We start from the raw sequence: 25,285 nt of genomic DNA, 5'->3' as shown, positions 1-25,285 counted from the left end.
TGGCCCTGGAGCGTGCGGCTCAATAACCCAGCGATAACCCGGTATTGCGGCGCGGATCATTCGCCCCGTAATAGCGGTTCTTGCCCACCGGTTTGCCGCCCAGCGCAGGCGCGCCGACCAGAATCGCCGCCACATGGTTGGCATCCTGCGGCCCGGCAAACTTATGCCCCCAACTTTCGAGCAGCTTCACTGTGTCCGGGCTGGTGGTGAAGGTCTCCAGGTTGGTTTCTTCCGGCAGCCACTGCTGGTGGAAACGCGGTGCATCCACGGCTTCCTGGATGTTCATGCCGTAGTCGATCACGTTGAGGATGGTCAGCAAGGTTGCGGTAATGATGCGGCTGCCACCCGGCGTGCCGACCACCATCACCACTTTGCCATCCTTGGTCACGATAGTCGGGCTCATGGACGACAGCGGTGCCTTGCCGGGCGCGATGGCGTTGGCCTCCCCTTGCACCAGACCGTACATGTTCGGCACGCCGATTTTCGAGGTGAAATCGTCCATTTCGTCGTTGAGGATCACCCCGGTTTTGCTCGCCATGACGCCAGCGCCAAACCAGTCATTGAGGGTGTAAGTCATCGACACCGCGTTGCCCCACTTATCGACAATGGAGAAGTGCGTGGTGTTGCTGCCCTCATGGGGCGCTACGCCGGGTTTGATCTCCCGGGACACCCCCGCCTTCTGCGGTTGAATCGCGGTGCGCAGCGTGGTCGCGTAGTTTTTGTCCAGCAGGTGAGCGATCGGGTTCTTCACGAAATCCGGGTCGCCGAGGTAGCTGTTGCGGTCCACATAGGCGTGGCGCATCGCTTCGATCTGATAGTGCATGCCCTGGGCCGAGTGGTAGCCCAGATCTTTCATCGGGTAGCCGTCGAGGATGTTCATGATCTCGCAGATCACCACCCCGCCGGAGCTTGGCGGTGGCGCCGAGACCACGTGATAGCCACGGTAATCGCATTCCACCGGGGCCAGTTCGCGGGTCTTGTACTTGTCGAGATCGGCCTGGGTGATGATGCCTTTGTTGGCCTGGCTGGAGGTAACGATGGCATCGGCCACCCAACCTTTATAGAAACCGTCGGCGCCCTTCTCGGAAATTTCCCGCAAGGTCTTCGCGAGGTCTTTTTGCACCAGTTTCTGGCCGACCTGCATCGGCTCGCCGTTGCTCAGGAAAATCGAGCCGGAGTCGCGCATGTCTTTTTTGAAGACATCGGTGGCGTACTCCAGCAGATCAACATCACCCTGCTCCAGCGCAAAACCGTCTTCCGCCAGTTTGATTGCCGGGGCGATGACTTCCTTGCGCGGCTTGGTGCCATATTTGCTCAGGGCCAGTTCCATGCCGGATACGGTGCCCGGCACGCCAACGGCCAGGTGGCCACGGGTACTCAGGTCAGGAACGACGTTGCCGTCCTTGTCCAGGTACATGTTGGCGGTAGCGGCCAACGGGGCTTTTTCGCGGAAATCTAGGAAGGTCTTGCGCCCGTCCGCCAGTTGAATGGTCATGAAACCGCCGCCGCCCAGGTTGCCCGCCGCGGGATAGACCACCGCCAGCGCATAGGCGACCGCCACCGCGGCATCCACCGCGTTGCCGCCGTTCTTCAGCTCATCCACGCCCACATGAGTGGCCAGATGCTGGGCCGTGACCACCATGCCGTTTTCGGCCGCGACCGGGGCCACGGAAGCTGCGTAGGCACTGAGGCAACTGAGCGCCAATGAGGTCGCAATCAGCGATTTGGCAAAAGGTTCGAACTTCATGATTCGGTCTCTTTTTTGTTTTTAGGCTCTGCAATAACAGAGGGAACGCTTCAAGAGCAGTAGCCAGTATGGCTGGGATTACGTATTGCGCCTCCCCGATCAGGCAGTATGCTTGCGCTCTATTCAGCCGTTTTCGGAGTTCGCGGGCATGAGTTACACCTTCACCACCATGGCCTCCCCGGTCGGCGAGTTGAAGCTGGTCGCGAACGGTTCAAGACTGGCGGCCATCCTCTGGGAAAACGACAAACCGAACCGGGTACGCCTCGGGCCGATGACTGAAGCGCCGGACAATCCGATCCTGCTGCGCGCCGCTCAACAGTTGCAGGAATACTTTGCCGGCACGCGAAACCGCTTCGACCTGGAGCTGGATTTTGCCGGGACCGACTTTCAGAAAAGGGTCTGGCAGGCGCTGCTGACCATTCCGTTTGGCGAGACCCGCAGTTACAGCCAGATTGCCGAACAGATCGGCAATCCCAGCGCAGTCAGGGCGGTGGGTGCGGCGAATGGCAAGAACCCGATCTCGATTGTGGCGCCGTGCCATCGGGTGATCGGGGCGTCGGGGAAGTTGACCGGGTTTGCGGGAGGGCTTGAGGCGAAGGAACGGTTGTTGACGCTGGAGGGTTGCGAGTGGTCGGGGACCAACCGGACGGGTGATTTGTTTTGAACTGATTCACCCTCGCCACAAAAGCCCAGCTCTCTCAGGTAACGGCGAAGAGGTTTTTCATCGCCGCATACTGCAGCAACATAATCGTCTTCGCATCGCAGATCTCCCCGCGATAAAACGCCTCAAGTGCCTCGTCGAACTTCCACTCCAGCACTTCCATCTCTTCGGTCTCTTCTTCCAGACCGCCGCCAGCACTGACTTTCGACGCGGCGTCGTATTCGGCGATGAAGAAGTGCAGTTTTTCGGTGACCGAGCCGGGGCTCATGTAGGACTCAAAGATTTTTTGCACATGGTGCACGCGATAGCCGGTTTCTTCTTCGGCCTCAGCGCGGATGCGTTCTTCGGGATCGGCCCCCTCCAGCAATCCCGCTGCCACTTCAATCAGCAAACCATCATGACCGTTGACGAACACCGGCAGCCGAAACTGGCGTGTCAGCACCACAGTTCTTTTCTCGCGGTTGAACAGCAGAATCGCCGCGCCATTGCCACGGTCGTAGACCTCACGGGTCTGGCGCTGCCAATCGCCATTGTTACGCTGATAGTCAAAGGTGATTTTCTTCAACAGGTACCAGTCGTGGGACAACACTTGGGACTCAATGATGTTGACCCGATCGGCTGTATTCGCCATCACAACGCATCCTTTTTTCGTCAGAAGAGCCCATGGTAGGCGAAAACCAAAAAGCCCGGCATCTCTGCCGGGCTTCTTTTTTACACTTGGCTGGCGACTTCAGGCGCCGCGAGCGCTTCCTCGTGGGAGGACAGCCGCGTGCCGTTGATCAACGGCCCGTAGCGACGACTGAACTCCCAGTTATACGGCACGTGGTCCTTGTTGACGCCGTTGTCCCAGTTCACCGACCAGGTCATCAGGCCTTTGATCGAAAGCCCTTTGGCGTCCAGGCGCTTGAAGGCATTCACCACCGCCGCCGGGTTGATCACGTAACCGGTGGCCGCCGCATCGACGTTGGCCGGCAGGCCGATCACGAACTTGTCCGCCGGGATCTTGGTGAAGCCGCGAGTGCCGCTCACCAGACTTTCGGTCAGGTAAAACAGAAAGTCCTCTTTCATCGCATCGTTGTTCTGGGCGATCCACGCGCCGTTGCCATTATTGGCTTCCTGGACCCAGATTCCGTCACCGCCCTGGTTGTAATACTGCGGGGCAATGAAGTCGTAATAACCTTCCAGGGCCTGGAGGTAGCCGACGTATTTGCCGGCGGTGGTCAGGTAGGGAAACTCCGGCGCCATGCTGATGATGAAGTGTTTACCTTCACCGGCGTAATGGTCCTTGACCAGTTTCAGCGCGGCAGGCAGGACGGTCTTGTTGTCGGCGAAATCAATCGCGCTCTGTTCAAGATCGATGTCCAGGCCATCGAAGCCGTAGGTTTCCACCAGGCGGATTATTTCGTTGGCCAGCGGCTGTTCGTTGCCTTTGTGCAACTCGATGTGCGCATCGGCGCCACCAAGTGAAATCAGCACCGCACGGCCCTGGCTGTTCAGCACGCCGACCTGGCGACGGAATTCGGCGTCGGACAGGTTGTACGGTTTGAAGGTCGGGATGCCGTTGCCCTTCATGAAGGCCACGGCCACCACGTTGTAATCCTTGGGCACATCCTGCAGCGCGATATTGGCGAACTGGCCGCGCTGGTAACCATCGCTCGGGCCGGCGGGCCAGTTGTGCCAGAAACCCATGAGGATCTTTTTGCCAGCAATGCTCGGCATCAACGACGCGGCGTCGCTGACGGTGGATTTCAATAACGTAAAGTCGAATTTCGACATGTTCTATTCCTTCAGAACGTGTGGAGGGTTAACGCCGGGGGCTTACTTGAAGTCCACGTCGAACGCTTGATAGAAGGCGTTGCCAGTGTTGGCGACGATCCACATCAGCACGATCACGTGATGACCTTTTTTGTTGGCCGGCAACTTCACTTCGTGGTTGACCTTGGCCTTCATCTCGGCGGAATGGCTGTAGTACGGGACCTGAGTGTAGAAATCCTCGGCGAATGGCTTGGCTTCCAGTTGCGCGCGGGAGATGCGCTGCTTCGAATCCCAGCCATCCTTGGTGATCAGCCAGCGATAACCACGGGTGACGTGGGGCGCGGTGTATTCCCAGGTGACTTTGAAGGTCTGGCCCGGGTCGACGTTCAGCAGCGGCCAGGCGAACGGACGGCTGAGTTTCTGGCTCAACTCTTCGTTGGTGAAGTTGATGCAGTCACGGGCATCGGTCTTGCCGCCGCTGAGGATATAGCCATCGGCCGGAGGGGTGACGCTGTCACTGTCGGTTTGATACGGCGCCGGGAACGGGCCGGCAACCAGGGATGGGAAGTTCTTGCCGCCTTCCATTTCGTTGACCTGCCAGTTGCCCAGCAACCCCAGTTCGACAGCGACCGCACCGCGGCTGGAAGGGGATGTGACACGACCGTGTCGAAGTTCGGGTTGAGTCTGTGGTTTGTTCATCTTTTTCACTCCATTGATTTAAGAACTCTCCTTCCTGAGGAGAGGCCTTCAACCTAACGGAGCTGCTTTTTTTGTCCACCGACCGGATTTTCGTTGCCGATGCTGCCTGCCTGGTCGATCGCCAGTAAATACTGGATATACAACCAGTGCTTTGAGCCAAGTCCTACAGCTTCTATAGGCGAAGACCTACAGTGCGAGGCAGCAATCGGAACCATTCTCACCTCAAGAAAGTTGTTCCTTGTATTCCTTTTCATATTGGCCGGCGAGGGACTCTTTCTGCTTTTCGTTGAGCAACTTGCCGGCCATCTGGAAGAACTTCTGTTCTTCTTCCTTCAGGTGGTGATGGACCTTCTCGGAAAGTTTTTTCGCCGTCACCAGCCACGTCGGATCCGACATTTCGGTTTCGTCCAGGGTCTCCATCATTTCATCCATCTCGTGGTGTTCGGAGATGGCGTGGCGGCTCAGGTCGACACCGTTGTCGAACTCCATCAGCGGGATGTAGAAATGCCGTTCTTCTGCGGTTTCGTGGGCCTGTAGTTCGGCTTTGAGCTGTTTGTAGGCTTCGACCCGTTCCGGGGTATCACCGCTGGTCTTGACCAACGCATCAGCATAGCTGCGCTGGCGGTCGTGGCTTTCGCGCAAGGCTTCGAAAATGTTCATTGGCTATCCTCATGGCCGCGTTCTGAATTGACGCTCTAGAGGCTAGACAGCTGCGCGCAAGCGACGGTTCCACCGGCGTTCGGGGATGGAACAAAGTCGGCGAGCCAGATAATCTCCGGGGTCACTGCCATAGGGACATCGCCATGACATTGCGTATCGAACGCTCACAAGACCCTACCAACGAAGAGCGCGAGGCCATCCTTGCACCGTTGCGGATCTATAACGCGGCGCAAGCGGGGCTCGCCAAGCCTGAACCGGTTGCCTTGCTGGTGCGCGACGACAACGGCGAGATTCTCGGCGGGCTCTATGGCCGGGTGTTTTACCAATGGCTGTTTATCGAGTTGCTGTCAGTGCCGGAACAAGGCCGGGGACAGGGGCTGGGCACGAAGCTGATGCAGATGGCCGAAGAACTGGCGCAGGAGAAGGAATGCGTGGGGATCTGGCTCGACACCTTTGGTTTCCAGGCGCCGGAGTTCTACAAGAAGCTGGGTTACAGCGAGTTCGGCCAGATTGTTGATTACCCGCCGGGGCATACGCGGCACTTCTTTCAAAAGCGCCTGATTCATACCCTTTAAAACACAAATCCCCCTGTGGGAGCGGGCTTGCTCGCGAAGGCGGTGTGTCAGCCGACATCAATGCTGAATGATAAACCGCCTTCGCGAGCAAGCCCGCTCCCACAGGGGGAATGCGCAAGCCGTTACAGGCAGGTCGCCAACGCCGCCAACCGGCGCTTGGTCACAAAATCGTCGTGCTGCGAGTAGAAACTCAACTGCGTCCCGGACGCATCGCTGCTCAAGTCCACAAACACTTCCGCCGACCGGGTGTACACCGTCGAACCACCCTTCTTGCCCGGTTGCAGATAAGCCCCGGCGTCCACGCCAAATACCGCTTCGTCCTGCCAGGCGAATTGCACGCACTGGGCCACGACTTTTTCCGGTTTGTCCGAGTTCAGGACCTTGGTCGGGGATTTGGTGCGGGAGTCGTCCATCACCGAGCCCGCGCAGCCCGCCAGCAGGGTTGCGGCCAGCGCCACCATCAGAATTCGCATCGTGTTCGCTCTTCAAGAAAAAGCGGACTGTATCACCGTGGCGCGGCGTATCGTTCTGCTTTACTTCATTTATACCGCGACACCGCGTGACGATTCGCGCACCCTGTCGCGCAATTAACAGCGCATCACCTCTTTTTCTGGAAAGCCACATGACACCCAACGCCGAATTTTACAAACCAACCGCCGAATACGCCGACAAGCTGATCAGCCAGATCGGCCAGACCCCTTCCTGGATCGCCAAGCGCATCGGCGTCACCGACAAGCGGATTCGCTACATCCTCGACGGCGAGCGGACCGTCAAGGGCGAAACCACGCCGATCCAGATGACCTACCCCGAGCAGTTCGCCCTCGAATGCCTGGCCGCCGCGGCCAAGGCCAAGAAGCAGTCTACGTAATCTGACCTGCAAGGAGCGACCATGGCAGCCACCGAACAGCAACACGAGCAGGCACTGAAAAAGTTTCTCGATGAGCGCCCGGAACTGCGCCACGAACTCGATAACCTCAACCCGCTGCTCGCCCAGGCCAAGGGTGAAACCCCGGCCCAGTACCGCGACGAGCGCTTGCACGAAGCCTTCGAAGCCGAGGCAGAGCGCCTGGACCTGTTTGCCTGGGAGCTGACGTTGCAACTGACCGCCGCCACCGCCGAGGACTACCAGGCCCAGCGCATGGAAGTGCACAAGGAGGTGGCGGAAATGGCCGGCATGGACTGGCTGGAGTATTGCGAGTTATATGGTTTGAGTAAGTGACCACTGCGGTCACTATCTGAGGACGATTTACGCCGATGCTGCCATCCGCCTCGACTCACCGGGCCAGCCCGGGTCATCTGCATGTCCAGAAATGGCGCGGACGCATCGGCATGACGCTGGTGGCCACGCTGTCGGTGCTCGCCGGCATGACCGACGCCATCGGCTTCATGGCCAGCGGCGACTTCGTGTCCTTTATGAGCGGCAACACCACCCGCCTCGCCGTGGCGATCAGCGATGGCGACCTGGGGCTGACCCTGCGCCTGTTGATTCTTGTCGCGACCTTCATCGTCGGTAATGCGCTGGGCATTGTCGTCAGCCGCCTCGGCGGACGCCGGGCGCTGCCGTTGCTGTTGTGCATCGCCACCCTGCTCTGCGGCGCTGCCGCGTGGCCTTATGACGAACAACTGCCGGCGCTGCTCGCGGCAATCATCGGCATGGGCATGCTCAATGCCGCCGTGGAAGAAGTGAATGGCTTGCCCGTCGGCCTGACCTACGTCACCGGTGCCCTGTCGCGCTTTGGCAGGGGGCTGGGGCGGTGGATGCTGGGCGAACGGCGAAATGGCTGGCGGGTGCAGTTGATTCCCTGGAGCGGCATGTTCGCTGGCGCGGTGCTGGGTGCGGTGCTGGAACATCATCTGGGGCTCAAGGCGTTGTTTGTCAGCGGGTTGCTGGCCGGGGTGGTGGGGTTGCTATCGCTGAAAATACCGCGCCGCTGGCAGTTGGGTTACATGCCGCGCTAATGGCCAGACACCGATCTACTGTGGGAGCGGGCTTGCTCGCGAATGCGGTGTGTCAGGCAACAATGATGGCGACTGACACACCCTCTTCGCGAGCAAGCCCGCTCCCACACTGGGCCGTTGGTGTCCATGCCGGCCAGTTTCACCCGTCAGCCTCGGTCCACGAGCAAACGCCCTTCGCCGCCTCACCGATAAAGCATTATCATGGCCGCAGTTTTGCTGATCGAGTCCGTCATGAAGTTCGCCATCGCGCTGTTTTCCGCCGCCCATGCGCCCTCCTCGCGCCGTGCCTTGCTGTTCGCCCAGGCGGCGCTGGCCGGCGGGCATGAGATTGTCCGGCTGTTTTTCTATCAGGACGGTGTCTACAACGCCTCCGGCAGCGTGGTCACGCCCCAGGACGAGCAGGACTTGCCCAAACAATGGCGCGCCTTTGTCGCCGAGCATCAACTGGACGGCGTGGTGTGCATCGCCGCCGCCCTGCGTCGGGGCGTGTTGAACGAGGAAGAAGCCAAGCGCTATCAGCGCGAAGCCGTAGCCGTCGGTGCGCCATGGGAATTGTCCGGTCTCGGTCAGTTGCATGACGCAGTGCAAGACGCCGACCGCCTCATCTGTTTCGGAGGCGCGTGACATGCCTAAGTCCCTACTGATTATCAGCCGTCAGGCGCCGTGGTCCGGGCCGAGCGCGCGGGAAGCACTGGACATCGTGCTGGCCGGCGGCGCGTTCGACCTGCCGATCGGCCTGCTGTTTCTCGATGACGGGGTGTTCCAGCTCGCCGCGAAACAGGACGCCAAGGCCCTGCAACAAAAGGACCTGAGCGCCAACCTGCAAGCGCTGCCGATGTTCGGTGTCGAGGACCTGTTCGTCTGCGCCGACAGCGCCGCCGAACGAGGCCTGGACCCGAGCGGATTCGCGCTGGAAGAAGCCCAGGTGCTGACCGCCGCCGAAATCACCGCCCTTATCGACCGTTACGACCAGGTGATCACCCTCTGATGTCGACTTTGCATGTGTTGTCTCATTCCCCGTTCGGCGACGATCGCCTGACCAGTTGCCTGCGGGTGATCGGCACCGACGACGCGCTGCTGCTCTCTGGCGACGCGGCGTATGCCTTGCAACCGGCCACCGCGCCGTTCAACGCGCTGAATGCCCGTGGCCTCAAACTGTTCGTGCTGGCCGAAGACGCCCAGGCCCGTGCGCTGAATGTTCCGGACTGGGCCGAAGCCATCGATTACCCGGCCTTCGTCGAACTGTCGATCCACTACGACAAGGTCAACAGTTGGCTATGAATTCCCTGACCGTCGGCGCCCGCGCCATCGAGCTGGACAAGGATGGCTTCCTGGTCGAACTGAGCGACTGGTCCACCGACGTGGCCAGCGCCCTCGCCGCTGCCGAAGACATCGAGCTGAGCCCCGAACACTGGGAAATCCTCGAACTGCTGCGCCGTTTCTACGACGAGTTCCAGCTGTCCCCGGCGACGCGCCCGCTGATCAAGTACACCGCGTTGAAGCTCGGCCCGGAAAAAGGCAACAGCCTGCACCTGAACCGACTGTTCAAAGGCACCCCTGCCAAACTCGCCGCAAAACTGGCGGGCCTGCCCAAACCGACGAATTGCTTATGACCGATTTCCCTGCACTGACCCTCGAAACGCCCGCCGAGCACCCGTTCGCCCAGTTCGTACGGATCCTCGGCAAAGGCAAGCGCGGCGCCCGTGACCTGACCCGCGTCGAAGCGCGTGAGGCCATGGGCTTCGTGCTCGACGACAAGGTCGAGGACACTCAGCTCGGCGCATTCCTGATGCTGTTGCGGCACAAGGAAGAAAGCGCCGAGGAGATGGCCGGGTTCACCGAAGCGTTGCGTGAACGGCTGAAAGCGCCGGCATTGAAGGTCGATCTGGATTGGCCGACGTATGCGGGCAAAAAGCGCCATTTGCCGTGGTATCTGCTGGCGGCCAAGTGCCTGGCGCAAAACGGCGTGCGGATTTTCATGCACGGTGGCGGCGCGCACACGGCGGGTCGGCTGTACAGCGAGCAACTGCTGGAAGAATTGAAGATCCCGCTGTGTCGCAACTGGCAACAGGTGGGTGAGGCGCTGGATAACGGCGGTCTGGCGTTCATGCCGCTGGTGGATTGGGCACCGCAGCTTCAGCGCATGATCGACCTGCGCAACACATTGGGCCTGCGTTCGCCGATCCACTCCCTGGCGCGGATTCTCAATCCGCTAGGCGCACGCTGCGGCCTGCAAAGTATTTTCCATCCGGGTTACCAAGCGGTGCACCGCGATGCCAGCGGCTTGCTCGGCGACACTGCGATTGTGGTCAAGGGCGATGGCGGCGAAATCGAGATCAACCCGGACGCCGACAGTCATTTGTACGGCACCACCGGCGGCGAGAGTTGGGATGAAGAATGGCCGCAACTGTCGGCTCAGCGCCACGTCAAACCGGCCAGCCTTGATCCTGAACATTTGAAAGCGGTGTGGCGCGGCGATGTGGTCGACAGCTACCCGCAAATGGCGCTGATCTCGACCATGGCCCTGGCCTTGCGCGGCCTCGGCCAGACCCGTGAGCAAGCCTTCGAAACCGCCCAGCACTACTGGGATGCCCGGGATAGATCGATTTAACCGATCATAACTGCCCAACCTTTGCGCTATTTTATCGAACCTATGCGCATAGACTCCTCTCCAACGCTTATCGGTTGAGGAGTCTTGAAATGGGTTTGTTAGTTGAAGGCCGCTGGCACGACCAGTGGTACGAAAGCAGCAAGGACGGCGCATTCCAGCGCGAACAGGCGCAACGCCGCAATTGGGTGACCACCGACGGTCAGCCCGGCCCGAGTGGTGACGGTGGCTTTGCCGCTGAGGCCGGCCGCTATCACCTCTACGTGTCCCTCGCCTGCCCTTGGGCGCACCGCACGCTGATCCTGCGCAAACTCAAAGGCCTCGAATCCCTGATCGATGTGTCCGTGGTCAGTTGGTTGATGCTGGAAAACGGCTGGACCTTCGACCAGAGCCTCGGCTCCACCGGCGACAAGCTCGATCATTTCAACTTCATGCACCAGCGCTATACCGCCGACACCGCCAACTACACCGGCCGCGTCACCGTGCCGGTGCTGTGGGACACACAGCAGCAGCGCATTGTCAGCAATGAATCGGCGGAGATCATCCGCATGTTCAACAGCGCGTTCGATGACCTGACCGGCAATGACCTGGATTTCTATCCGGCGCCGTTGCGCGGAGAGATCGATGCGTTGAACGAAAGGATTTATCCGGCGGTGAACAACGGCGTGTACCGCGCCGGGTTTGCCACGTCGCAGCAGGCTTATGAAGAAGCGTTCGATGATGTGTTTGCCGAGCTGGATCGGTTGGAATTGCTGTTGAGCGAGAACCGCTATCTGGTTGGTGAATACCTGACCGAAGCGGACATCCGGTTGTTCACCACGCTCATTCGTTTTGACGCGGTGTATTACGGGCACTTCAAGTGCAACCTGCGGCGGATTGCCGATTATCCGAATTTGTCGAACTGGCTGCGGGAGGTGTATCAGTGGCCGGGGATTGCCGAGACCGTGGATTTTGAGCACATCAAGAATCACTACTACGGCAGCCACAAGACCATCAACCCGACGGGTGTCGTGCCGAAAGGTCCGGCGCAGGATTTCACAGCGGCCCATGATCGGGCGCGGTTGAGTGGGAAAGGGGTTTGGCGCAGGGCCTGATAGACGATCGTTCCCATGCTCTGCGTGGGAATGCATCCCGTGACGCTCTGCGTCACTTCCGTAAGCGGAACGCGGAGCGTCCCTGGCGGCACTCCCACGCAGAGCGTGGGAACGATCGGTTAAGTATTGGGTGGATTTGCGGGCCTCTTCGCGAGCAAGCCCGCTCCCACAGGGGATTTGTGAACGACACAAATCAAATGTGGGAGCGGGCTTGCTCGCGAAAGGGGCGACTCGGTCTATCAGACCTGCGCCTGAGCCCCTTCAAACCACGCCAGTTTCTCGCGCAGTTGCACCACTTCCCCAACGATTACCAGCGTCGGTGCATGCACTTCATGCTCCGCCACCATCTGTGGAAGATCGGCCAACGTGCCGGTAAATACCCGCTGATTGACCGTGGTGCCCTGCTGAATCAGCGCCGCCGGGGTATCGGAGGCGCGACCATGCTTGATCAATTGCTCGCAGATGATCGGCAAGCCGACCAGCCCCATGTAAAACACCAGGGTTTGCGCCGGCGCGACCAGATCGGCCCACGGCAAATCGGTGGAACCGTCCTTCAGGTGCCCGGTAACAAATCGCACCGACTGCGCGTAATCACGGTGCGTCAGCGGAATCCCGGCATACGCCGCGCAACCACTGGCCGCCGTAATGCCCGGCACGACCTGAAACGGGATGCCATGGGCCGCCAGCTCTTCGATCTCTTCACCGCCACGGCCGAAGATAAACGGATCACCGCCCTTCAACCGCACCACGCGCTTGCCGGCCTTGGCCAGATCCACCAACTGCTTGTTGATCTGATCCTGCGGCACGGCGTGATCGGCGCGACGCTTGCCGACGTAGATCCGTTCCGCATCGCGACGGCACAAATCGAGGATTGCCGGGGCCACCAAACGGTCGTACAGCACAACGTCGGCTTGTTGCATCAGGCGTAAGGCACGAAAGGTCAGCAGGTCCGGATCGCCCGGCCCGGCACCGACCAAATACACCTCACCGGTTTTTTTCGGCGGCTCGCCCGCGATTTTCGCCAGCAGCAAGCGCTCGGCTTCAGCGCCCTGCCCGGCCAGTTGCCGATCGGCAATCGGGCCCTGGAAAACATCTTCCCAGAACGAACGACGCTGCTGAACATCCGGCAGCAGGCCTTTGACCTGGTTGCGGAAACGCGCCGCCAGGCCGGCCAGTTGACCGTAGGTGGAAGGAATCCAGGTTTCGATTTTCGCGCGGATCAGCCGCGCCAGAACCGGCGCATCGCCGCCGCTGGAGATGGCAACAATCAGTGGCGAACGGTCGACAATCGCCGGGAAGATCACGCTGCACAGGGCTGGCGCATCCACCACATTGACCGGCACGCAACGCCGATGAGCATCAGCGGAGACTTGCGCGTTCAACGGTTCGTCGTCGGTGGCGGCGATGATCAGCCCGCAACCGTCCAGATCCGTTTCGACGTAGCCACGCAACACGCACTCGCCACCGCTGCCGGTCACCAGTTCGCGCAATTGCGGTTCGATTTCAGGTGCGACCACCCGCAGCAGCGCACCGGCTTCGGCCAGCAGGCGGGACTTGCGCAAGGCAATCTCCCCGCCGCCGACGACCAACACACGACTGCCGCGCAGGTTATGAAACAGCGGCAGATAGTCCATTTAGCCAATGACCTCGAGGCCACCCATGTACGGTTTCAGTACGGCGGGCACACGGATCGAACCGTCGGCCTGCTGGTAGTTTTCCAGCACCGCCACCAGGGTACGACCGACCGCCAGGCCGGAACCGTTCAGGGTGTGAACCAGTTCAGGCTTGCCGGTTTCCGGGTTGCGGAAACGCGCTTGCATGCGACGGGCCTGGAAATCACCGCAGTTGGAGCACGACGAAATCTCGCGGTACTTGTCCTGGCTCGGAATCCACACTTCCAGGTCGTAGGTCTTGACCGCGCTGAAGCCCATGTCGCCGGTGCACAGCGCCAGGGTGCGATACGGCAGTTCCAGCAATTGCAGGACTTTTTCAGCGTTGGCGGTCAGGCCTTCCAGCGCTTCCATCGAGGTCGATGGCTCAACGATCTGGACCATCTCGACCTTGTCGAACTGATGCTGGCGGATCATGCCGCGAGTGTCGCGACCCGATGCGCCGGCTTCGCTGCGGAAGCACGGGGTGTGGGCAACGAACTTGATCGGCAGCAGTTTCGAATCGACGATTTCACCGGCAACGATGTTGGTCAGCGACACTTCGGCGGTCGGGATCAGGTACAGATCGGCTTCGCCTTCGCGGCTGATCTTGAACAAGTCTTCTTCGAACTTCGGCAACTGGCCAGTGCCTTGCAGGGCCGGCGCCTGGACCAGATAAGGCGTGTAGGCCTCTTCGTAACCGTGTTCGCTGGTGTGCAGGTTGATCATGAACTGCGCGAGGGCGCGGTGCAGGCGGGCGATCGGGCCACGCAGCAAAGCAAAGCGTGCCCCGGACAGCTTGGCGGCGGTTTCAAAGTCCAGCCAACCGAACTTCTCGCCCAGGGCCACGTGGTCCTGAATCGGGAAATCGAATGCAGTCGGGGTGCCCCAACGACGCACTTCGACGTTGCCGTCTTCGTCTGCACCGATAGGTACGGATTCGTGTGGCAGGTTCGGGATGCCGAGCAGGATCGAGTCCAGGTCGGTCTGGATCTGGTCCAGTTCTACCTTGCCGGCGCTCAATTCGTTCGCCATGCGCTCGACGTCAGCCATCAACGGTGCGATGTCTTCGCCGCGCTGCTTGGCCTGACCGATGGATTTGGAGCGCGCATTACGTTCAGCCTGCAGTGCTTCGGTGCGGGTCTGGACGGTCTTGCGCTGTTCTTCCAGCGCTTCGATGCGCGCAACATCCAGCGTGAAGCCACGGGATGCCAGGCGGTCCGCTACGTCCTGAAGGTTGCTACGTAACAGTTTGGAATCGAGCATGTCGGTCTCTCGTTTATCAAAGTTTGGTCAAGGACAGGCCAGCCCAGGTGGCGAGCAGCCCGCCGAATACGCTGATGGCAGCATAGCCCAGGGCCAGCGGCACTTGCCCGCTTTCGAGCAGGCGCACCGTATCCAGTGAAAAGGATGAAAAAGTCGTCAGCCCCCCGAGGAAGCCGACCATCAACCCGGCGCGCACCTCGATCGGCACCTCCGGGCGTATCAAAAACAGACCGTATAGAACGCCGATCAGCAAACAGCCGACGATATTAACGGCCAGCGTCGCGGTATAGAAGTGCCGCGGCCAATTAGCGTTGATCCAGTTGCCGGTGGCAAAGCGCAACAGCGTGCCGGCGATCCCGCCAACGGAAACCGCAACGATCAATGGAAGCACTATTTTCTCCGCTGCCGGGGGCTCAGACGATCAAGTTGTGCGAGGTGGTTGAGCTTCTCGCCGATCTTCAATTCCAGGCCTCGTGGCACCGGCTGGTAGAACGGCTGTGGTTCGAGCGCTTCCGGGAAGTAGTCTTCGCCAGCAGCGTAGGCGTCCGGCTCATCGTGGGCATAGCGATATTCATCGCCATAACCCAATTGTTTCATCAGCTTGGTCGGCGCATTGCGCAGGTGCAGCGGCACTTCCAGCGAACCGTGCTCCGTGGCGCTGCGCATGGCGGCTTTGAAACCCATGTACACCGCGTTGCTTTTCGGCGCACAGGCCAGGTAGGTGATGGCCTGGGCCACCGCCAGCTCGCCTTCGGGGCTGCCGAGGCGCTCCTGCACTTCCCACGCCGCCAGGCACAGGCTCAGGGCGCGGGGGTCGGCGTTGCCGATGTCTTCGCTGGCCATGCGCACCACGCGCCGGGCCAGGTACAGCGGATCGCAACCGCCGTCGATCATGCGCGCGAACCAGTACAACGCGCCGTCGGGGTTGGAGCCGCGCACGGATTTATGCAGTGCGGAAATCTGGTCGTAGAACGCTTCGCCGCCCTTGTCGAAACGCCGGCGGGTGTCGCCGAGCAGACTTTGCAGCAGATCGATGCCGATCTCGCTGTTGTCTTCGGCCAGGTCGGAAGCGTTTTCCAACAGGTTAAGCAAACGCCGGCCATCACCATCGGCGGCGGACAGCAGCATCTGGAAGCCTTCATCGCTGAGGGTCAGTTGTCGCTTGCCCAGGCCACGCTCTTCGGTCAGCGCGCGGTGCACGAGTTTGCGCAGGGCCGCTTCGTCGAGGCTTTTGAGCACGTAGACGCGCGCCCGTGAGAGCAAGGCGTTGTTGAGTTCGAAGGACGGGTTTTCGGTGGTCGCGCCGATGAAAATCAGCGTGCCGTCTTCCACATACGGCAGGAACGCGTCCTGCTGGGACTTGTTGAAGCGATGCACTTCGTCAACGAACAGGATGGTCCGGCGGCCGTACTGCCCGGCCTGTTGCTTGGCGATTTCCACCGCCTGACGGATTTCCTTCACGCCGGCCAGCACCGCCGACACCGTTTCGAAGTGCGCATCCGAGACTTCCGCCAGCAGCCGCGCCAGGGTGGTTTTGCCCACGCCCGGCGGGCCCCAGAAGATCATCGAGTGCAGGGCACCCTGCTCCAGCGCTTCACGCAAAGGCTTGCCGCGAGCGAGCAGGTGTTCCTGACCGACGTACTCATCCAGATTGGCTGCGCGCAGGCGAGCGGCCAAGGGTTGAGCAATCGGGGCACTGCGAAACAGATCCATCACAACTTTCTGAAACCTCACTGAGTCTTGGTGCCGGTCAATCACTGCGGGAGCGGGCTTGCTCGCGAAGAGGGAGTGTCAGTCGCCATCATTGTTGCCTGACACACCGTATTCGCGAGCAAGCCCGCTCCCACAGGTCCGGCGGTTATTCCTGGATCACGTCCGCCCCTTTAGGGATGTCGAACTTGAACTTGGACGCCGGGATCGGCTCGTTGGCCTTCACGCCGGTGAACAGGATGTTGGTGCGCTGACCGACGCTGTCGATCAGTTGCATGTCATTGACCAGGCCATTGCGGAACGACAGGCGCAGGCTGTCGAACAGGGTGTCCTTGGTTTTCGGCTTCAGGGTGAAGTCGATCACGCCGCCGGCTTCCTTGGCGCTGATGTCGAAGCTCTGGCTGATCTTGGACACGTCACCGGACAGCAGCAACGCCGGGGTCTGGGTCAGGCGCAGGTCGAGGGTCTTGATGGTGACCTGTTCCAGATCCGGGTCCCACAGGGTGACTTTCTTGCCGTCGGAAACCATGGTTTGCTCAGCCGGCGCATTGGTGTGCCAGTAGAACAGGCCCGGGCGCTGCAGCGACATGTCGCCAGCGGTTTCCTGCAATTGGGTGCCGCTGCCATCGAGGGTCAGCTGCGAGAAACGCGCGGTCAGGGTCTTGGATGTTTCCAGCAATTGGGTCAGACGCGCCACGTCCTTGTCATCGGCGTGGGCCGAGAGCGTGGTCAAAGCCAGTACCGGCAGCAACAGCATGCGGATAAGACGCATGGGAGTCCTCTTGATATTCGTGGGGTTCAGGCAGCGCGTCACTGCGCCACCCTTTTTAAATTCAACTCAGTCGCGCACCGGGCCAGGGGCCAGGACTTCGCGCGAACCGTTGGTGTTCATGGACGTCACGACCCCGGCCATTTCCATGGCTTCGATCATGCGTGCGGCGCGGTTGTAGCCGATTTTCAGCTTGCGCTGAACCGCCGAGATGGAAGCCCGACGGCTTTCCAGCACGAACTGCACGGCTTCGTCGTAGAGCGCGTCGGATTCGCTGTCTTCATCGCCGCCACTGCCGCCTTCAAAGCCGCTACCCGGCTCTTCGACACCGGCCAGGATCTCGTCGTTGTATTCCGGTGCGCCACGCAGTTTCCAGGCTTCAACCACACGGTGAACTTCGTCATCGGACACGAACGCGCCGTGAACCCGGATCGGCAGGCTGGTGCCCGGCGGCATGTAGAGCATGTCACCGTGGCCCAGCAGTTGTTCGGCGCCGCCCTGGTCGATGATGGTCCGGGAGTCGATCTTGCTCGATACCTGGAACGCCATGCGCGTCGGAATGTTGGCCTTGATCAGACCCGTGATCACGTCAACCGACGGACGCTGGGTCGCGAGGATCAAGTGGATACCGGCGGCACGGGCCTTCTGGGCGATACGGGCGATCAGTTCTTCAACCTTCTTGCCGACGATCATCATCATGTCGGCGAATTCGTCGACGACCACGACGATGGTCGGCAGCTTGTGCAGCAGCGGCGCTTCGTCGTGGATGCTTTCGCGCTTGTACAGCGGATCGGACAGCGGCGTACCGGCCTCCTCCGCGTCCTTGACCTTCTGGTTGAAGCCGGACAGGTTACGCACGCCCATCTTCGCCATCAGTTTGTAGCGACGCTCCATCTCCGCCACGCTCCAGCGCAGGGCGTTGGCCGCGTCCTTCATGTCGGTAACCACTGGGCAGAGCAAGTGCGGGATGCCTTCGTAGATCGACAGCTCAAGCATTTTCGGGTCGATCATGATCAGCTTGGCGTCTTCCGGGCCGGACTTGAACAGAATCGACAGGATCATCGCGTTCACACCCACCGACTTACCGGAACCGGTGGTACCGGCCACCAGCAAGTGGGGCATTTTCGCCAGGTCGGTGATGACCGGCTTGCCGCCGATGTCGTGGCCCAGGGCCAGCGTGACCGGCGATTTGAAATTGTCGTACTCGGGCGATGACAGCACTTCGGAGAAGCGCACGATCTGCCGGTCTTCGTTAGGGATCTCGATACCGACGGTGGTCTTGCCGGGAATCACTTCCACCACCCGCACGCTGGTCACGGCCAGGGAACGCGCCAGGTCTTTGGCCAGGTTGGAGATGCGACTGACCTTGACCCCGGCCGCCGGCTGGATTTCGTAACGGGTAATCACCGGGCCGGGGTGAATCGAATCCACGGTGACTTCGACGCCGAATTCCTTGAGCTTGATTTCCAGCAAGTGGCCAACCGCAGCCAGGGATTCGGGCGAGTAATTGAGTTGTTTCTTTTCCGCAGGGTCGAGAATCGAGATCGGCGGCAAGGTGCCTTCCACGGCGCTGTCGACAAACAACGGCGCCTGTTTCTCTTTCTCTACGCGCTTGCTCGGCGCGGCCGGTTTGGACGGCGCGGGGGCAATCACGGGTGGTACCTGCTTCTCGCGGTCCGACATGTGCTTGCTCAGGGCCTGTTCGCGTTCGATCAGGCGTTCCTTGACCTTGGCCTGTTCGCGTTTGTCGGTCACGGTCGGCGCCACTACGTCGTGGACGCGGTCGTCGACTTCACGCAACTGGGCGACCAGTTGTTTGCGTTCGACACGGGCGGCCCACCAGCGATTGGCCGCGCCCTGGAACAGTTCGAACAAATCGAGGGTGATCTTGCCGGTGAGGTCCATCACCTTGAACCACGACAGGTCGGTGAACACCGTCAGGCCGAACAGGAACAGGGCGATGAACAGCAGCGTGCTGCCCTGGATGTTCAGGGCATTGCGGGCCAGGTCGCCGAGGCTTTCGCCCAGCGCGCCGCCCGCGCCGGCCGGCAGACCGGTCGCCGCATGGAAATGGATATGCGCCAGCGCCGCGCCCGACAACACCAGGAAAACCAAGCCGATCAGGCGCCAGGAGAACAGCCAGCCGCTCCACTGCCACGGTTCGTGGCGTTGACGGAAGATCTGGTAGATTTTCACCGCCAGCAGCAACGGGAAGATGTAGGCGAAGTAACCCAGCACCATGAACAGGATATCGGCGCTGTAGGAGCCAACCGGACCGCCGAAGTTCTGCACATCGTCGATCTTGCTGTTATGGCTCCAGCCCGGATCGTCCTTGCCATAGGTCAACAGGGCCATCATCAGGAACAGGCACAGGGCGCCGATGGCGATCAATGCACCTTCCTTGAGTCGGTAGTGCAAATGCTGGCGCCAGAGCGGAACGACGGCTGGTTTAGGTGCTGCGGTGGATTTCTTCAAAACGCTACTTTTCCTGCGCCAATGGCGCGTCCATCTGTTGAATGACTATAAAAACTGCCCAATCCAGGCAGGTAAAAAAGTTAACAGGTGCAACTGGGACTACTTTTAACACTGCACCCCGGTGTTTCAAAACAGGGCAGGCACTGCTTTTTTATTACAAGCGCTGTTACAAGCAGGCATTGTACGGGTTTGTTCGCCCGATGCCATGCTTGCGGCCCTTGGGTGTAGCATAGCCAAAAGCAAATGACACACGGTTCAATTTGAGCACGCATTCTCTTTTGTGACAAAGGCTTATGAGGTGTTTTTATGAGCGAAGCTAAGCATTCACGCCTGATCATTCTGGGTTCCGGCCCCGCCGGTTACAGCGCCGCCGTTTATGCCGCCCGCGCCAACCTCAAACCCGTGGTCATTACCGGCATACAGGCAGGTGGCCAGCTCACCACCACCGTCGAAGTCGACAACTGGCCCGGCGATGTCGAAGGCCTCACTGGCCCGGTGCTGATGGAACGCATGCAAAAACACGCCGAGCGCTTTGACACAGAGATCGTTTACGACCACATCCACACCGCCAAGTTGCAGCAGCGCCCTTTCGAACTCATTGGCGACAACGGCACCTACACCTGCGACGCACTGATTATCGCCACCGGCGCTTCGGCGCAATACCTGGGCCTGCCTTCGGAAGAAGCCTTTGCCGGCAAAGGGGTTTCGGCCTGCGCGACGTGCGACGGCTTCTTCTATCGCAATCAGGTGGTCGCCGTGGTCGGTGGCGGCAACACGGCGGTTGAAGAAGCGCTGTACCTGTCGAACATCGCCAAGGAAGTGCATCTGGTGCACCGGCGGGACAAGTTGCGCTCGGAGAAGATTCTCCAGGACAAACTGTTCGAGAAAGCCGCCAACGGCAATATCCGCCTGCACTGGAACCAGAACCTCGACGAGGTGCTGGGCGATGCCAGCGGCGTGACCGGCGCCCGCCTGCGCGACAGCCATACCGGTGAAACCAGTGAATTGCCGCTGGCCGGCGTGTTCATCGCCATCGGCCACAAACCCAATACCGACCTGTTCCAGGGCCAGTTGCCCATGCGTGACGGCTACCTGCTGATCAGGGGCGGCAATGAAGGCGATGCCACCGCCACCGAGATTCCGGGCGTGTTTGCCGCCGGCGACGTGGCTGATCATGTTTACCGCCAGGCCGTGACCTCCGCCGGAGCCGGCTGCATGGCCGCGCTGGACGCCGAAAAATACCTCGACGATATTCCAACCGTTTGACGCTGCACTTCACGGCGGGCCCCGATGCCCGCCACCGCCCTCCCCTACTGCAAGCCCGGATGCCATGCTGACTTGGTTACAACGCAACACCCTGACTTTTCCGCCTTTGGAAAAAGCCATGCGCGACCCCAACGGGCTGTTGGCGGCCGGCGGTGATCTGTCCGCCGATCGGCTGGTCCAGGCCTATCGCCACGGCTGCTTCCCCTGGTTTTCCGAAGGCCAGCCAATCCTCTGGTGGTCGCCGGACCCGCGCACAGTGTTGTTTCCCGACGAACTGCATGTGTCCCGCAGCCTGGGCAAACTGCTGCGCCAGCAACGCTACCAAGTGACCTTCGATCAGGATTTTGCCTCAGTCATCAGCGCCTGTGCTGCACCGCGGGAATACGCCGACGGCACCTGGATCACCGAAGCCATGCAGGACGCCTACCTGGAGCTGCACCGGCGCGGCTACGCCCATTCGGTGGAGGTCTGGGACCAGGGCGAACTCGTCGGCGGCTTGTACGGCCTGGCCATGGGCCAGTTGTTTTTTGGCGAATCCATGTTCAGCCGCGCCGACAACGCCTCCAAATATGGCTTTGCCACACTGGTGCGTCATCTGAAAGACTCAGGCTTTGTGCTGATCGACTGCCAGATGCCCACCGACCATTTGCACAGCCTCGGCGCCCGGGCGATACCGCGCAACGAGTTTGCCGGTTACCTGGCGGGACACCTGGATCAACCCAATCGCGCCACTTGGGTTTGCTGAGCGACTTTTGCGCGCGTGGCTTACACTTAACTGAAAAGCTTATTCCCGAGGGTTGATCATGACCGAGTTGGCGCGTTTGAAGTTCTATGCCACTCAGCCCCACTCTTGCAGTTATCTGCCCGAGGAGCAGGCCACGACCCTGTTTCTCGACCCTAGCCAGCCCATGGATGTGCATGTCTACGCAGACCTGTCGGAAATGGGCTTTCGTCGCAGCGGCGATCACCTCTACCGCCCGCATTGCCAGAATTGCAACGCCTGCGTACCGGCGCGCATTCCCGTGGCGCAGTTTTCGCCCAACCGTCAGCAGAAACGCATTTTCAAGCGCAACGCTGACTTGCAGGTGCGCCCGGCCAGGCCCAAGTTCAGCGAAGAGTACTTCGATCTTTATCAGCGCTATATCGAACAGCGCCACGCCGACGGCGACATGTACCCGCCGAGCCGTGATCAGTTTTCGACATTTCTGGTACGCGACCTGCCGTTTTCCCGGTTCTACGAGTTTCGTCTCGACGGACGGTTGGTGGCGGTGGCCGTGACCGATTTGCTGCCTAACGGGCTGTCGGCGGTCTACACCTTCTACGAGCCTGCCGAGGACCATCGCAGCCTCGGGCGCTATGCCATCCTCTGGCAAATCGCCGAAGCCCAGCGACTGGGACTGGAAGCGGTCTACCTCGGGTACTGGATCAAGAACTGCAAAAAGATGAACTACAAGACCCAGTATCGCCCCATCGAACTGCTGATTAATCAGCGCTGGGTTGTCCTGAACTAAGGCAATCCGTAAACCCCTTGGCGTAAACCCCATTTTTCGGGCACAATGCACGCCGCTTTTGCCTGGCGCAGTTGCACCGGGCCATTCATTGGATACCGAGGGCTTTACTGCATGTCGAAAGAAGACAGCTTCGAAATGGAAGGCAATGTCGTCGAAACACTGCCCAACACCATGTTTCGTGTGGAGTTGGAACATGGGCACGTCGTAACCGCGCATATTTCCGGCAAGTTGCGCAAGAACTACATTCGTATTCTTACCGGTGACAAAGTGCGCGTCGAGCTGACGCCCTATGACTTGAGCAAAGGGCGCATTACTTACCGCGCTCGCTAATCAAGTCAATACAAAACGCCCGGTTATGCCGGGCGTTTTTGTGTGCGTGGGATTTGTCTACTGTGGGAGCGGGCTTGCTCGCGAAAGCGATGGGTCAGCTTGCATCCATGTTGAATGTGCAACTGCATTCGCGAGCAAGCCCGCTCCCACATTTGATCTTCGGTGTTCTCCAGACAGCAAAAAGGCGCCTTTCGGCGCCTTTTGCTTTGTTGCGGTTAACGTCAGGCCATTTCTGCCGTGGTCTCGAACTCGAAGGTCAGCTCGCCGTCCTTGAGGTCGATGTGAACCACACCGCCATGGTCGGCCAGTTCGCCAAAGAGGATCTCTTCGGCGAGTGGACGCTTGATCTTGTCCTGGATCAAACGCGCCATTGGTCGAGCGCCCATCGCCGAGTCGTAGCCACCCGCTGCCAGCCAGCTGCGCGCCGCGTCGGTCACTTCCAGCTGCACGCGCTTGTCTTCCAGCTGCGCCTGAAGCTCGGTAAGGAACTTGTCCACCACGCTTTTGATGACCTCATGACTGAGGCGACCAAACTGGATAATGGTGTCCAGGCGGTTGCGGAACTCTGGCGTGAAGCTCTTCTTGATCACTTCCATCGCATCGGACGAGTGGTCCTGATGGGTGAAACCGATCGAAGCGCGGGCTGCGGTTTCGGCGCCGGCGTTGGTCGTCATGATGACGATCACGTTACGGAAATCCGCCTTGCGCCCGTTGTTATCGGTGAGCGTACCGTGGTCCATGACCTGCAGCAGCAGGTTGAAGACTTCCGGATGCGCCTTCTCGATTTCATCGAGCAACAGCACGCAGTGAGGCTGCTTGGTGATGGCTTCGGTCAGCAGACCGCCCTGATCGAACCCGACATAGCCTGGAGGCGCACCGATCAGACGCGATACGGTGTGGCGCTCCATGTACTCGGACATGTCGAAGCGAACCAGCTCGATGCCCAGCGCCTTGGCCAACTGACGCGCCGCTTCGGTTTTACCGACACCGGTAGGACCGGCGAACAGGAACGAACCGACTGGCTTGTCAGGCGACTTGAGGCCGGCACGGGACAGTTTAATCGCAGTCGACAGCGAGTCGATCGCGGCATCCTGGCCAAATACGGTCAGCTTCAGGTCACGCTCAAGGTTACGCAGCAGCTCTTTGTCGGAGCTGGTGACGTGCTTAGGCGGAATCCGCGCGATTTTCGCCACGATGTCCTCGACCTGAGGCACTTCGATGCGTTTCACGCGTTTCTCGATCGGTTGCAGGCGCTGGTAGGCGCCGGCTTCGTCGATGACGTCGATGGCCTTGTCCGGCATGTGCCGGTCATTGATATAGCGCGAGGCCAGCTCAGCCGCAGCACGCAACGCTTCATCGCTGTATTCGATGCCGTGATGCGTTTCGAAACGCCCTTTCAGGCCGCGCAGGATGCTGATGGTGTCTTCGACCGAAGGCTCGGACACATCGACCTTCTGGAAGCGCCGCGCCAGGGCACGGTCCTTCTCGAAGATCCCGCGGAATTCCTGGAACGTGGTCGAACCGATGCAGCGAATATCGCCGGACGACAGCAACGGTTTGAGCAGGTTCGAGGCATCCATGACGCCACCGGACGCGGCACCCGCACCAATGATGGTGTGGATTTCGTCGATGAACAGGATTGCCTGCGGACGTTTTTTCAGCTCATTGAGCAACGCCTTGAAGCGCTTCTCGAAATCACCGCGGTATTTGGTCCCGGCCAGCAAGGCGCCGAGGTCAAGGGAGTACACCACGCTGTTGGCCAGCAGGTCCGGCACCTGGTTGTCGACAATGCGCTTGGCCAGGCCTTCGGCAATCGCGGTTTTACCCACGCCTGCCTCGCCCACCAGCAGCGGATTGTTTTTGCGACGACGCGCCAGGATCTGCGCGACACGCTCGACTTCCATCTCACGGCCTACCAGCGGATCGATGCGACCCTGGCGCGCAAGTTCGTTGAGGTTACTGGCATAAGCATCCAGAGGATTGCCTGAAGAAGAAGACTCACCGCCCTCGTCGTCCTGCATATCTTGCTCACCTTCCGAGTGATCGCCGTGCCCCGGTACTTTGGAAATGCCATGGGCGATGTAGTTGACGACATCAATGCGCGCAACGCTCTGCTGTTTCAGCAGGAACACTGCCTGGCTTTCTTGCTCACTGAAGATTGCGACCAGCACGTTGGCGCCAGTCACTTCGCGTTTGCCCGAGCTCTGTACGTGAAAGACAGCACGCTGCAGAACACGCTGGAAGCCCAGGGTGGGTTGGGTCTCGCGATCCTCGTCATGCACGGGGATCAGCGGCGTGGTGGAGTCGATGAACTCCTGCAGGTCATGCTTGAGTTTGTCGAGGTTTGCGCCGCAGGCACGCAAAACGGTGGCGGCAGCCTCATTGTCCAATAGGGCCAACAGGAGATGTTCGACGGTCATGAATTCATGACGTTTCGAACGAGCCTCCTTGAAGGCTAAATTGAGGGTGACTTCGAGCTCGCGGTTTAACATAGCTTCACCTCATACCCAAGTGGTCGGCGATTAACCGTCCTTCTCGATTTCACAGAGTA

Annotated in this window: 27 protein-coding genes and 1 pseudogene; 15 read left to right on the top strand and 13 right to left on the bottom strand. The window is 60.2% G+C overall.

All coding sequences use genetic code 11. The annotated features are described in order from the left end of the window. Positions 1 to 19: 19 nt before the first annotated feature. Positions 20 to 1,747 carry a gamma-glutamyltransferase gene (gene ggt, locus ACIQY3_RS07175; protein WP_403018166.1) on the bottom strand — a complete coding sequence of 576 codons (1,728 nt, stop codon included), beginning with the start codon at positions 1,745 to 1,747 and terminating at the stop codon, positions 20 to 22. Between the two features lie 148 nt (positions 1,748 to 1,895). Here ggt and ACIQY3_RS07170 point away from each other — a divergent pair, with 148 nt between their 5' ends. Beyond that, a complete protein-coding gene (locus ACIQY3_RS07170; RefSeq protein ID WP_403018165.1) occupies positions 1,896 to 2,411 on the top strand; it encodes a methylated-DNA--[protein]-cysteine S-methyltransferase in 516 nt (171 codons plus the stop codon). A gap of 34 nt (positions 2,412 to 2,445) precedes the next feature. Here the strand turns inward: ACIQY3_RS07170 and ACIQY3_RS07165 are convergent, their stop codons facing one another. The 4 genes and pseudogenes from ACIQY3_RS07165 to ACIQY3_RS07150 all read right to left on the bottom strand — a co-directional run bounded on the left by ACIQY3_RS07165 (position 2,446) and on the right by ACIQY3_RS07150 (position 5,522). Further along, the gene (locus tag ACIQY3_RS07165) at positions 2,446 to 3,039 is read right to left on the bottom strand and encodes an NUDIX domain-containing protein (RefSeq protein ID WP_403018164.1); all 594 of its coding nucleotides are present in this window, start codon (positions 3,037 to 3,039) and stop codon (positions 2,446 to 2,448) included. A 143-nt stretch (positions 3,040 to 3,182) separates the two neighbouring features. After that, positions 3,183 to 4,184, bottom strand: a pseudogene (locus ACIQY3_RS07160) (chitinase); the annotation flags it as partial. Positions 4,185 to 4,226: 42 nt separating this feature from the next. Further along, the gene (locus tag ACIQY3_RS07155) at positions 4,227 to 4,862 is read right to left on the bottom strand and encodes a lytic polysaccharide monooxygenase auxiliary activity family 9 protein (RefSeq protein WP_403018163.1); all 636 of its coding nucleotides are present in this window, start codon (positions 4,860 to 4,862) and stop codon (positions 4,227 to 4,229) included. Between the two features lie 222 nt (positions 4,863 to 5,084). Further along, the gene (locus tag ACIQY3_RS07150) at positions 5,085 to 5,522 is read right to left on the bottom strand and encodes a hemerythrin domain-containing protein (RefSeq protein WP_403018162.1); all 438 of its coding nucleotides are present in this window, start codon (positions 5,520 to 5,522) and stop codon (positions 5,085 to 5,087) included. 143 nt (positions 5,523 to 5,665) lie between these two features. Here ACIQY3_RS07150 and ACIQY3_RS07145 point away from each other — a divergent pair, with 143 nt between their 5' ends. Further along, entirely contained in the window at positions 5,666 to 6,097 is a 432-nt protein-coding gene (locus ACIQY3_RS07145) for a GNAT family N-acetyltransferase (protein ID WP_403018161.1), read from the top strand. Positions 6,098 to 6,219: 122 nt separating this feature from the next. On the opposite strand, the gene ACIQY3_RS07140 is transcribed toward ACIQY3_RS07145, so the two are convergent. Beyond that, positions 6,220 to 6,570, bottom strand: coding sequence for a hypothetical protein (locus ACIQY3_RS07140; RefSeq protein WP_403018160.1), 351 nt, complete (start codon positions 6,568 to 6,570; stop codon positions 6,220 to 6,222). A 149-nt stretch (positions 6,571 to 6,719) separates the two neighbouring features. On the opposite strand from ACIQY3_RS07140, the gene ACIQY3_RS07135 reads away from it, so the two are divergent. From ACIQY3_RS07135 to ACIQY3_RS07095, 9 genes are all read left to right on the top strand, one after another. Then, entirely contained in the window at positions 6,720 to 6,965 is a 246-nt protein-coding gene (locus tag ACIQY3_RS07135; RefSeq protein ID WP_403018159.1) for a hypothetical protein, read from the top strand. Positions 6,966 to 6,986: 21 nt separating this feature from the next. Continuing rightward, on the top strand, positions 6,987 to 7,316 hold the full coding sequence (locus ACIQY3_RS07130) for a DUF6388 family protein (RefSeq protein ID WP_054053622.1): 330 nt from the start codon (positions 6,987 to 6,989) through the stop codon (positions 7,314 to 7,316). A gap of 35 nt (positions 7,317 to 7,351) precedes the next feature. Further along, on the top strand, positions 7,352 to 8,056 hold the full coding sequence (locus ACIQY3_RS07125) for a YoaK family protein (protein WP_403018158.1): 705 nt from the start codon (positions 7,352 to 7,354) through the stop codon (positions 8,054 to 8,056). 231 nt (positions 8,057 to 8,287) lie between these two features. Continuing rightward, positions 8,288 to 8,680 carry a sulfurtransferase complex subunit TusD gene (gene tusD / locus ACIQY3_RS07120; RefSeq protein WP_201205314.1) on the top strand — a complete coding sequence of 131 codons (393 nt, stop codon included), beginning with the start codon at positions 8,288 to 8,290 and terminating at the stop codon, positions 8,678 to 8,680. A 1-nt stretch (position 8,681) separates the two neighbouring features. Beyond that, positions 8,682 to 9,044 (top strand): sulfurtransferase complex subunit TusC, encoded by a 363-nt coding sequence (gene tusC, locus ACIQY3_RS07115; RefSeq protein ID WP_403018157.1) that lies wholly within the window; start codon positions 8,682 to 8,684, stop codon positions 9,042 to 9,044. Continuing rightward, positions 9,044 to 9,337, top strand: coding sequence for a sulfurtransferase complex subunit TusB (tusB, locus tag ACIQY3_RS07110; RefSeq protein ID WP_403018156.1), 294 nt, complete (start codon positions 9,044 to 9,046; stop codon positions 9,335 to 9,337). The genes tusC and tusB overlap by 1 nt, the downstream gene beginning before the upstream one ends. Continuing rightward, the gene (locus ACIQY3_RS07105; RefSeq protein ID WP_213940386.1) at positions 9,334 to 9,669 is read left to right on the top strand and encodes a TusE/DsrC/DsvC family sulfur relay protein; all 336 of its coding nucleotides are present in this window, start codon (positions 9,334 to 9,336) and stop codon (positions 9,667 to 9,669) included. Before tusB ends, ACIQY3_RS07105 begins: the two co-directional genes overlap by 4 nt. Then, entirely contained in the window at positions 9,666 to 10,667 is a 1,002-nt protein-coding gene (locus ACIQY3_RS07100) for a glycosyl transferase family protein (RefSeq protein WP_403018155.1), read from the top strand. Before ACIQY3_RS07105 ends, ACIQY3_RS07100 begins: the two co-directional genes overlap by 4 nt. Positions 10,668 to 10,756: 89 nt before the next feature. Beyond that, positions 10,757 to 11,758: a glutathione S-transferase family protein gene (locus ACIQY3_RS07095; protein WP_403018154.1), complete on the top strand. Its 1,002-nt coding sequence runs from the start codon at positions 10,757 to 10,759 to the stop codon at positions 11,756 to 11,758. Positions 11,759 to 11,997: 239 nt separating this feature from the next. Here ACIQY3_RS07095 and cysG read toward each other — a convergent pair whose 3' ends face one another. The 6 genes from cysG to ACIQY3_RS07065 all read right to left on the bottom strand — a co-directional run bounded on the left by cysG (position 11,998) and on the right by ACIQY3_RS07065 (position 19,627). Beyond that, positions 11,998 to 13,392, bottom strand: a complete 1,395-nt coding sequence (gene cysG / locus ACIQY3_RS07090; protein ID WP_403018153.1) for a siroheme synthase CysG — start codon at positions 13,390 to 13,392, stop codon at positions 11,998 to 12,000. Further along, positions 13,393 to 14,673, bottom strand: a complete 1,281-nt coding sequence (serS, locus tag ACIQY3_RS07085) for a serine--tRNA ligase (protein ID WP_403018152.1) — start codon at positions 14,671 to 14,673, stop codon at positions 13,393 to 13,395. It abuts the gene before it with no gap. 16 nt (positions 14,674 to 14,689) lie between these two features. After that, positions 14,690 to 15,064 (bottom strand): fluoride efflux transporter CrcB, encoded by a 375-nt coding sequence (crcB, locus tag ACIQY3_RS07080; RefSeq protein ID WP_054053639.1) that lies wholly within the window; start codon positions 15,062 to 15,064, stop codon positions 14,690 to 14,692. Continuing rightward, a complete protein-coding gene (locus ACIQY3_RS07075; RefSeq protein WP_403018151.1) occupies positions 15,064 to 16,386 on the bottom strand; it encodes a replication-associated recombination protein A in 1,323 nt (440 codons plus the stop codon). Before ACIQY3_RS07075 ends, crcB begins: the two co-directional genes overlap by 1 nt. A 145-nt stretch (positions 16,387 to 16,531) precedes the next feature. Beyond that, entirely contained in the window at positions 16,532 to 17,155 is a 624-nt protein-coding gene (gene lolA / locus ACIQY3_RS07070; RefSeq protein ID WP_054053642.1) for an outer membrane lipoprotein chaperone LolA, read from the bottom strand. A 66-nt stretch (positions 17,156 to 17,221) separates the two neighbouring features. After that, entirely contained in the window at positions 17,222 to 19,627 is a 2,406-nt protein-coding gene (locus ACIQY3_RS07065) for a DNA translocase FtsK (RefSeq protein ID WP_083471288.1), read from the bottom strand. Between the two features lie 306 nt (positions 19,628 to 19,933). On the opposite strand from ACIQY3_RS07065, the gene trxB reads away from it, so the two are divergent. From trxB to infA, 4 genes are all read left to right on the top strand, one after another. Beyond that, positions 19,934 to 20,893: a thioredoxin-disulfide reductase gene (gene trxB / locus ACIQY3_RS07060; protein ID WP_403018149.1), complete on the top strand. Its 960-nt coding sequence runs from the start codon at positions 19,934 to 19,936 to the stop codon at positions 20,891 to 20,893. A 64-nt stretch (positions 20,894 to 20,957) separates the two neighbouring features. Further along, on the top strand, positions 20,958 to 21,638 hold the full coding sequence (aat, locus tag ACIQY3_RS07055) for a leucyl/phenylalanyl-tRNA--protein transferase (RefSeq protein ID WP_403018148.1): 681 nt from the start codon (positions 20,958 to 20,960) through the stop codon (positions 21,636 to 21,638). 58 nt (positions 21,639 to 21,696) lie between these two features. Beyond that, positions 21,697 to 22,404 (top strand): arginyltransferase, encoded by a 708-nt coding sequence (locus ACIQY3_RS07050; protein WP_403018147.1) that lies wholly within the window; start codon positions 21,697 to 21,699, stop codon positions 22,402 to 22,404. Between the two features lie 111 nt (positions 22,405 to 22,515). Then, positions 22,516 to 22,734 carry a translation initiation factor IF-1 gene (gene infA / locus ACIQY3_RS07045; protein WP_403018146.1) on the top strand — a complete coding sequence of 73 codons (219 nt, stop codon included), beginning with the start codon at positions 22,516 to 22,518 and terminating at the stop codon, positions 22,732 to 22,734. Between the two features lie 221 nt (positions 22,735 to 22,955). Here the strand turns inward: infA and clpA are convergent, their stop codons facing one another. Further along, a complete protein-coding gene (gene clpA, locus ACIQY3_RS07040; RefSeq protein ID WP_054053653.1) occupies positions 22,956 to 25,226 on the bottom strand; it encodes an ATP-dependent Clp protease ATP-binding subunit ClpA in 2,271 nt (756 codons plus the stop codon). Positions 25,227 to 25,285 lie beyond the last annotated feature (59 nt).

It is taken from the genome of Pseudomonas sp. NPDC096950 (genome assembly GCF_044762525.1).
In the GTDB taxonomy this organism is placed as follows: domain Bacteria; phylum Pseudomonadota; class Gammaproteobacteria; order Pseudomonadales; family Pseudomonadaceae; genus Aquipseudomonas.
This window is presented reverse-complemented; position numbering and strand designations above follow the sequence as displayed.